At 31.3% G+C, this 8,589-nt stretch carries 7 protein-coding genes; 6 read left to right on the top strand and 1 reads right to left on the bottom strand.

The annotated features are described in order from the left end of the window. Positions 1-355: 355 nt before the first annotated feature. The 6 genes from J2T13_RS25720 to J2T13_RS25695 all read left to right on the top strand — a co-directional run bounded on the left by J2T13_RS25720 (position 356) and on the right by J2T13_RS25695 (position 7,803). A complete protein-coding gene (locus J2T13_RS25720) occupies positions 356-514 on the top strand; it encodes a hypothetical protein (protein WP_429375512.1) in 159 nt (52 codons plus the stop codon). 108 nt (positions 515-622) lie between these two features. Further along, positions 623-2,008, top strand: coding sequence for a radical SAM protein (locus J2T13_RS25715; protein ID WP_429375511.1), 1,386 nt, complete (start codon positions 623-625; stop codon positions 2,006-2,008). Positions 2,009-2,024: 16 nt separating this feature from the next. Further along, on the top strand, positions 2,025-3,245 hold the full coding sequence (locus J2T13_RS25710) for a 4Fe-4S cluster-binding domain-containing protein (RefSeq protein ID WP_429375510.1): 1,221 nt from the start codon (positions 2,025-2,027) through the stop codon (positions 3,243-3,245). 322 nt (positions 3,246-3,567) lie between these two features. Then, entirely contained in the window at positions 3,568-5,226 is a 1,659-nt protein-coding gene (locus J2T13_RS25705; RefSeq protein WP_429375509.1) for an ABC transporter ATP-binding protein, read from the top strand. A gap of 18 nt (positions 5,227-5,244) precedes the next feature. Beyond that, positions 5,245-5,982, top strand: a complete 738-nt coding sequence (locus J2T13_RS25700; RefSeq protein ID WP_429375507.1) for an ABC transporter ATP-binding protein — start codon at positions 5,245-5,247, stop codon at positions 5,980-5,982. A 1,677-nt stretch (positions 5,983-7,659) separates the two neighbouring features. Further along, positions 7,660-7,803: a hypothetical protein gene (locus tag J2T13_RS25695; protein ID WP_429375506.1), complete on the top strand. Its 144-nt coding sequence runs from the start codon at positions 7,660-7,662 to the stop codon at positions 7,801-7,803. A gap of 169 nt (positions 7,804-7,972) precedes the next feature. Here J2T13_RS25695 and J2T13_RS25690 read toward each other — a convergent pair whose 3' ends face one another. After that, entirely contained in the window at positions 7,973-8,332 is a 360-nt protein-coding gene (locus J2T13_RS25690) for a hypothetical protein (protein WP_429375513.1), read from the bottom strand. Positions 8,333-8,589: the final 257 nt, after the last annotated feature.

The raw sequence follows: 8,589 nt of genomic DNA, 5'->3' as shown, positions 1-8,589 counted from the left end.
ACTTTTCTGCTCATATGTTCACGATCGTGGTAGCCTTCATACCGTCGTTATGAAGGCCTTTTTTTCGGGCAACTGCGCAACCAATCCAAAGTGTTTCATGAAGTTACCTCTTTTGCGATGGAGTTTATGTTTAATATACATTATTTGATAAAATTATAATATTTCACACATTCTTCAACACTCTGTTAATCAATATGCTAATACTATATTTCTAATGATTCACACTAGTAGAATATAGTGAGCTTAAAAGTTCTTGAAATCTTAACACTTTAATGTCATATTTGTGAATTGTTGTAAATTATATGGATTAACTTTCCAGTGTATGTAATTATTTTACTGGAAGGAGGTGGAAAATATGGAACAGTTAAATTCAGTAACTCCGTACGATAGCGGTTGGTCTTGTTCAATTAAATGTGCTGGTCCTTGTTATGTAGCATGTGCAGTAGGTGCTGCAACAGGACCCGTAGCTCTAGCAATTGTTACTGGCTCATTCTATTATGCTAGTTTAGTGTAACATCAGAAATCCGAACAGAAAGATATGTACATAATTATTTATTGTTTGTGTACATATCTTGTTTTTATTTTCCCCAAATCAAATAGGTAATGAGGAGGAATAATATAAATGAGTGATAGAGGATTTTTTTTCACAACAAAAAAAGGGAATTCATATTATTATGATGACTATTCTGGGAATGTTAGGTTTCAAGAAAATAAAGAAAACAATAAGTTTATGTTTGGAAATTCCAAACCGCAAGATATTTCGATAAATAAAGAAGAGTTAACAAGTTATTTAGAAAGTAATGGAGGAAATCAGCTTATCCTATTAACTACAGAGTCGTGCAACATACGATGTGAGTATTGTATATATTCTGGTAATTATAGCAATCAAAGAACACACAATACAGATTTTATGGATATCAGTATAGCAAAAAAGGCAGTAGAACAATATTTATATCATTTTAAATTAAGAAAATCTAAACATCTCTTTGACAATCCCCTTATAGCATTTTATGGAGGAGAGTCTCTATTAAATTTCAAACTAATAAAAGAAGTTATTGCTTTTTCAGAAGAGATTTATAAGAATAAAATTTTATTTTCTACCACTACAAATGCTACCTTATTGAATGATGATAAAATACATTTTTTCGCTAGGAATAAGTTTATTTTATCAATAAGCTTAAATGGCGATAAACAAGAGAATGATCGACTAAGAGTTTACGGAGATGGCTCAGGTACTTACGATATCGTTCTAAAAAATATGAAAAAAATCCAAGAGTTATACCCAGATTACTATAAGGAATATTGTCAAATATTAATAACAATCGATACAGGAACAGATCTTTTGAGAATGAGAGATTTCTTCAAAAACAACCGACATATGTTACCTAAAATAGCTAGAATATCACAAATCGGCGCATCATTTACTGATTGGTATCAACGATATTCATCTGAAGATAGAACACGTTTTATAAATTCATTAGAGGAATTAAGAGAGATTTATATTTTGCAAATACAAACATTAGATATTAAGGAAACAGAAGAGTTTTTAAACATTCTGTTCAGCATTCCTATATTCAGCATTTTGAATAGATCGAATAACATCCCTTTCAACCAAAGAAGACCTCAATTTCTCCCCTTTACCGGAGCATGCGTACCTGGAGATAAGATAGCTGTAGATTCGACCGGTAACCTTCATGTTTGTGAAAGAATAAACCAAAGTAGACCCATAGGGAACATTGATGATTGGCTAAGTATTCCTTTAATTTCAGATATGCTAGAAGATTATCAAAAGAAAGTTGCTGAAGATTGTGTAAATTGTCCGATCCAAAGTCTATGTGAGTTATGTTACCCAGGAGTGATCGATGAAAATGGGAATTTCGACAAAATAAACATGACGCCGGACTGCCATAATATGAGAACTGGCATCCAGACTGAATTCGGAAATATATGGAATATGTTAGAAAACGGAATTGATGCTAATAAATTATTACCTAATTTAAATTCTTAAAAAGGGAGGGTTACTTATGAATTATTTAATTCTAAAAAATAATAGTGTAGTTGTCTTCGGAGAAAATGGTTCCATAATATACAACTTATCCAATAAGGACTATTACTCAATCGACTTAATACACACTGAAATACTAAGGGAAATTAAACGTGGCACGCCAATATCAGAAATTAAAATGAAATTTGAAGAGAAAGTAGTTCTTAGCTTTTTTGAACAACTGATAACTTCCGAAATCGCAGAAATTTCTGAACATCATTACGTCGAAGAATATTCGAGAATTGGACATGCAAAATCATCAACTAATTTAGACCTTACTACTTGCTACATAGAACTCCCTACTAGCTGTACTAAAGAATGTGAAAACTGTGAAAGTCTTAAGCTTTTCAGCTGCTTAACCTGTACAAAACCTAAAGTTATTTCTGAAGAGATTGACTTGGAGTTCTACCGCAATATCCTTAATGAAATTTTGCAAACACCCGTTAGCACTTTGATATTTCATGGTGGCGACCCATTAATAAAAGAAAATCAAATATTAGAACTTTTAAAGTATACGCGAGAACATGCAAGTGAAAATTTGCAAATAATTGTGAAAACAAATGGTGAATTAATAGATGATAAATATGTAAAATCCTTTATTAAGTATAAAATAAATCCACTTATCGTATTCAATTCTACAAATAAATATGAGAAAGAATTAGATATCAAATTAACTTACCTACGTGAGTTTTTAAATGAACTTTCAATTAATAATATAGATTATTTTGGAAACATTTTATTTGATGATCCAACTCCCCAGCAGCATGAGATTTCTTTAGAAAAATTAAAAAACTACAATTTTAAAACTATATCAATAAGTATTGTTATAGATGAGCAATCCGATCTCCAAAAGTATTCGAAAATTAATTTTTCTGAGAGACTTTCTTCTAATTTCAGTCTAAATAAAGATTTGCATCCTTGTTTAAATGGTATTATCGCCGTCACATCTGACAGGAAGATTTCCCCCTGCCCTACTATGACAAATCACATACTATTGGACTTAAACCGTGATAATTTTATTGATTTATTTGATACTGTAGAAACATTGGATACGTTCTGGCGTTTTTCATTAGAGAAAATAGAGACTTGCCAACATTGTAAATTCAGATTTTCTTGTGTAGATTGCAGATCATTAGAAGACCAATTAACTAATGATTATTATAAAAAAGATATTTGTTACATAGGCGAGTCAATTTCATAAATCATCTTCTCCATACTCAGACAACCGAATATTAACGACTTCATTTTTTCGAGAATGAGGGCTAGGCAGTTAATTTGTTCTCTCTCATTCTTTTGGTTGCGTGTATTTTAATAATGAGAGACTTGGGATCTTTGTAACTTTTGAATGGGCCGTGTAAATGAAGCTTCACTTGGAATTCGATCAAGACCCCTAAAACCACAGTACATGCTAAATTCAATACTTCTATTCAATTGATTTCTTAGATCTTTAATCGTGGGAATACATTCTTCGATTCGAATGTATAAAAATATCCAAATATCCTATTATGGAGGAACTAATCAATATGGATAATATTAAGTTTATTTTAAAATACCTAATAAAGTTCAAAACATTAATTGTTGCAATAATTTTATTATCCTTATTATCGAGTGGTATTAATCTAATCATGCCCTATATTACGAAACAAGTTTTTGACTATGGTATAGTTCCTGGCGAGATTACTACTATTGTTAACTTTTGTTTATTACTAATAGGTCTATATTTTTTCAAATTTATCATTAGCTACTATAGTAATATTTTACACACCAAATCCTCCGTTTTATTTACAATGTCAATAAAAAAAGATCTTTACTCTCATCTGCTTCGTTTACCAATGAGTTATTTTGACAAAAACAAGAAAGGTTATATTCTTTCTAGAATAGACGAAACTGATTCATTATCAATCTTGTTTTCTTCGGCTATAATTGACTTTTTTGCATCATTAATAACTGCTATTGGAGCACTAATATTTATCCTTAATAAAAGTTGGATTCTGGGAGTCGTTTCTTTAGTCTTTTTACCCTTATTTTATTTTCTATCACGTATATCCCTAAAAAGAATTCATTCTAGTTCTAAAGAACTCTATGAAGTTACTGCAACAACTAAAGGAAAGCTACAAGAATCAATTGAAGGAATACAAGAACTAAAACAATTAAACAATGAGCAAAGTACATTTGAAGATCTAACTAAACGTATAAATAAAATTACTAAAGAAACCATCAACAGAGGTAAATTCGCTGCAATTGGAACCCAAGGTGTTTCTTTTCTAATGAATTTTTCTCAGATACTTATAATATTAATTATAGGAATTCTAATTGTGAAGAAAAAGTTATCTATTGGAGATTACATGGCATTAACTCAATATGTTTTAATGTTATATGCACCCGTTCAATTACTTTCTACATTCAGTATGACCATTCAACCAAGTATTGTTGCATTACAAAGAATAGTTGGAATTTTTAAATTAGATACCGAAGTCAACCGATCAGGACATAATATTAATAACATAGAAACTATAGAATTTAAAAATATTTCCTTTAACTATGATGGCAGTAAGGATCAGACATTAAAAAATATTAACTTCACTCTGAAAAAAGGCGATAAAGTTGCTTTTGAGGGCATTAACGGATCTGGAAAATCGACTATTGTTAAACTACTATTAGGTCTTTATACTAATTACGAGGGTGAAATTAACATAAATGGTATAAATATAAATAAAATCAATATAAAAACATTAAGAGATCGAATAGGAATTGTTTCTCAGAATATTATTTTATTCTCAGGTACCCTCATGGACAATATCAAAATGGCAAATCCTGAAATCACCAATGCAAAACTTGAAGAACTTTTAAAAATTTTTAACGACAAGATATTTGATGATATCGACCCTTATTCCACCACTATTGGTGAAAAAGGGAATAATTTGTCTGGAGGGCAAAAACAAAAGATTGCTGTTCTAAGGGCGATTGCAAAAGACCCTGATGTATTAATTTTTGATGAAGCTACTTCTAATATGGATATAAGTTCTCAATCACTTTTGAAAGATGCTATTAATAGTATTTTTAAAAGTAAAACATGTATTCTAATCTCTCACGAGAAGCACATCAGTAATTTAGCAGATATTATTCTGAAAGTTGAGGATGGTGTTATCGAAGACCAACTAAAAGAACCTATTTCTCAATAAAGGAGGAAGTATTAAAACATGCTGAATATAGAAGGAGTCACGAAGCAATACAATAAGTTGGACACAGCAGTGGATAATTTATCTTTAAGAGTACTACCAGGAGAAATATACGGTTTTCTAGGACCTAATGGGGCAGGCAAATCAACAACAATTAAATTAATCACTGGGATGTATCCAGTCGACTTTGGTAGTATTACGATAAACAACTTTGATATTAAATATAATACTATTAAAGCCAAGCAAAGCTTAGGTTATGTCCCTGATACGCCAAACTTTTTCTTACATTTAAAGGGTATCGAGTACTTAAATTTTCTTAAAGATGTTTATGCCGTTCCCCAAGAGCGGTGTGTGAACACTATAATGACATTAGCCACAAAGTTCAATATGTTACATGCATTAGAGGACTTCATTCAGAACTATTCCCATGGAATGAGAAAAAAAATTCAAATCATGGGCTCCTTATTACATAACCCCAGAGTATGGGTTCTGGATGAACCATTAAATGGCTTGGATCCAAAGGCAGTATTCACATTAAAAGAGTTAATGAGGGAACACGCTGAGAAAGGGAATGCAGTTCTATTCTCAACGCATATGCTAGAAACAGCAGAACATATTTGTGACAAAATAGGGATCATTAATAACGGCGTAAAGATATTTGATGGCGTTATGCAAGAAGTAAGAAATGCAATGCAAAGCGAAGTATCATTAGAAAAATTATTCATGGAGTTAACTAAAAATGATAATGACACTGATTAAACATATGTTGCTCGTCAATTTCAGGTCAACAGTTCAATCTCGCAAATCACTTTATATTCGAATAATAGGCATTATGTACTTTTATATATTATATTTTATATTCATCGAAGATTTCATTCGATTTCTTCATGCGACTTTTGGAGAAGATACGAGTCTAGGTCTAATTATGGCTTTGATGTTTATGGTTTCAAGCCTACTTATATTTATTCTTAGTTTTATGCCAATAGTTTCAATGTTCTTTTTTTCAACTGATATTACTTCCTATTTCCATCTGCCTATTAAGAACAGAGATCTTATTGTTTCAAAGTTGTTCATCTTATTCTTATCGGAGTATTTTCTGTTATCAATGCTTTATACTCCTATCATTTGGTATATTGGAGTAATTCACCACCCTCCCATGGACTTTTACTTCGTTGTAGTAGCTATAATAGCTACTATACCTATTATTCCAAGTTCCGTTAATATGTTGATCATAATGGTCGGTATGCGATTATTAAACATCAACAAGAAGACGGTTAATTTTTATAAAAAATTCCTTTCTTTCTTACTTGTTATCATTGGACTGGCCGCCACATTCTTTCTCATACAACAATACGGTATTATCAATAGGATTTTCGGAAAAATGACATTCGATATCACTAGTACTTATTATTATCCACCCAGTATATTAATAAGTTATATATTCAAACATTTAGAACATACAACTTTGACTCTAATCACAACCATCTCTTATCTTTTTCTTTCGTGTTTATTCTTATATATATCAATATGTGTTGGAGCTAATATTTACACCTATAATTCATCTGCACAAAAGAAAAGCAGAGTTCAATCTAATACAAATGAATACTCTATTCATCTATATACTAGAAAAGAAGTACCGTCATTAATCATACAAGAATTTAAAGTATTGTTTAGAAGACCTGTCTTATTTATAAAAAGCTTGGTTGGTGCAATGCTTCTCCCATTTTTATGTATTTTAGTTTTTATTCTAAATAAACAGTTGGAGGGTATTCAACTTTTCATTGAAAATCATTTAACCCTAACGTTTATACTTTTGGTTGGATTTTCAGTATGGACGATAGGATGGAATCCTATTGCTATTTCTTCATTCTCTCGTGAAAAAAGTGATCTTTTTATTAAAAGTATACTGCCTATATCCGAAAGGAGTCTTTTATTAGCCAAAATCTTAACATCGTGGATTATATTTTCACCTACAATAGGTTTATATTGTTATATAATCTACCAATTTCTGAATGTACCTGTAACGGCTTTGTTTCTGTGGTTTCTCCTTTCAGTTATAATTTCCTTGAACGGTGTACTACTTGGTGTCATATTTGACATACTCTTCCCTATATTTCTTTGGACTGACGAACAACAGTTATTTAAAGGACGGACTGCAATTACCTCATTTCATGTTGTGAACTCGCTTTTTGTGGGTTTAGTTTGTCTGGTAGGAATATTGGTGAATCAATACTTATCAAGTAACTTATATCTTATTTCAATATTTTATATTGCTCTATTCATACTTACTCTTAGTATTTCAATTAAATACTTATATAGTCGCCGAAATAGTATCTTAGAAAAGCTGATAAAAAATTATAGAATTATTAAATGACAACCCACATATGAGTTCTTATAGTAAGGTGAAATTATAAAATAAACTTGGGAGGGAATCACATGAAAGTGAACATGAAAATTGCTATTATTCTCTGTATCATTAGTATAATTGCATTTATGATTACCGGTTTCGAAGTATGGCAATTAGGAGCAGCCTTAGTGATTATCTTATCATCATTTATGATACTAACAAAAAGAAAATAGATAAACATTCCGAACGAACTGAAACTTTTATATTGGCTCTAGTTCATTCTGCCTTCTATTCCGTCAATTATTTGATAGGATTCTCATCATCATACAAAACCTTAACAACAGATTGTCAGCGAGTAACTATTCGCTGCTAAAGCCTCCCGTGAAAAGGAGGCTTTCTTATTTATATAGTTGGCCGTATCCTCCATGCTTCTTTCCTATAGAATATCCCGTCGTGTGATTCCGAATCCTTTATCGCTTCATAGACCCGCCTTCTCTTCTCAAAGATTTCCTCAGATTTCACGCCTTCGCGGAAGTTGGGTGCTTTATCCTCACTCCAGTAGCCAAACGCTGCCAATATTTGGTCCATGCTGTACATACAGTGGATATCTAGAAATGTACCTCTGACTGTTCCTGCAAACCCTAAGGATAAATAATCTAGGTAATCAAATACGGAGAATTTCATAATCTGAGTGGTTAAGGTATGGTCGGAGACCGTATGTAATAATGTAGATGAAGCTTCCCGGAAAAAACCACTAATCATAAAGTCGCCAAATACAATTAAAGTATGTATGTTATTTCCAATATTATTATACCCTACAAATATTCATTAACAAATTAAGAGGCATTATAGATTTTCTATTGAAGACGGAATTGCTTTAATAAAAAGCATAACATTGACTTCTCTTTAAAAACACGGAATGTTTTGTCAACACCAACTTAATAATCCCCAAAAGTAGCAGTTGAAAATTCCCTACATCGAGCAAAATTATGAATCTTTATCTTCCGTAGAATCTGGTT

This window comes from Paenibacillus sp. DS2015 (assembly GCF_050433705.1).
Taxonomy (GTDB): Bacteria; Bacillota; Bacilli; order Paenibacillales; family Paenibacillaceae; genus Paenibacillus_AQ.
The sequence above is the reverse complement of the archived record's forward strand: the minus strand, read 5'-3'. Positions and strand labels throughout refer to the sequence as shown.

Excerpts from the sequence above, each read along its gene's own strand:
- J2T13_RS25695 (WP_429375506.1), top strand. The coding sequence starts at position 7,660 with ATGAAAGTGAACATGAAAATTGCTATTATTCTCTGTATCATTAGTATA.
- J2T13_RS25700 (WP_429375507.1), top strand. The coding sequence starts at position 5,245 with ATGCTGAATATAGAAGGAGTCACGAAGCAATACAATAAGTTGGACACA.
- J2T13_RS25690 (WP_429375513.1), bottom strand. The coding sequence starts at position 8,332 with ATGATTAGTGGTTTTTTCCGGGAAGCTTCATCTACATTATTACATACG.
- J2T13_RS25715 (WP_429375511.1), top strand. The coding sequence starts at position 623 with ATGAGTGATAGAGGATTTTTTTTCACAACAAAAAAAGGGAATTCATAT.
- J2T13_RS25710 (WP_429375510.1), top strand. The coding sequence starts at position 2,025 with ATGAATTATTTAATTCTAAAAAATAATAGTGTAGTTGTCTTCGGAGAA.
- J2T13_RS25705 (WP_429375509.1), top strand. The coding sequence starts at position 3,568 with ATGGATAATATTAAGTTTATTTTAAAATACCTAATAAAGTTCAAAACA.
- J2T13_RS25720 (WP_429375512.1), top strand. The coding sequence starts at position 356 with ATGGAACAGTTAAATTCAGTAACTCCGTACGATAGCGGTTGGTCTTGT.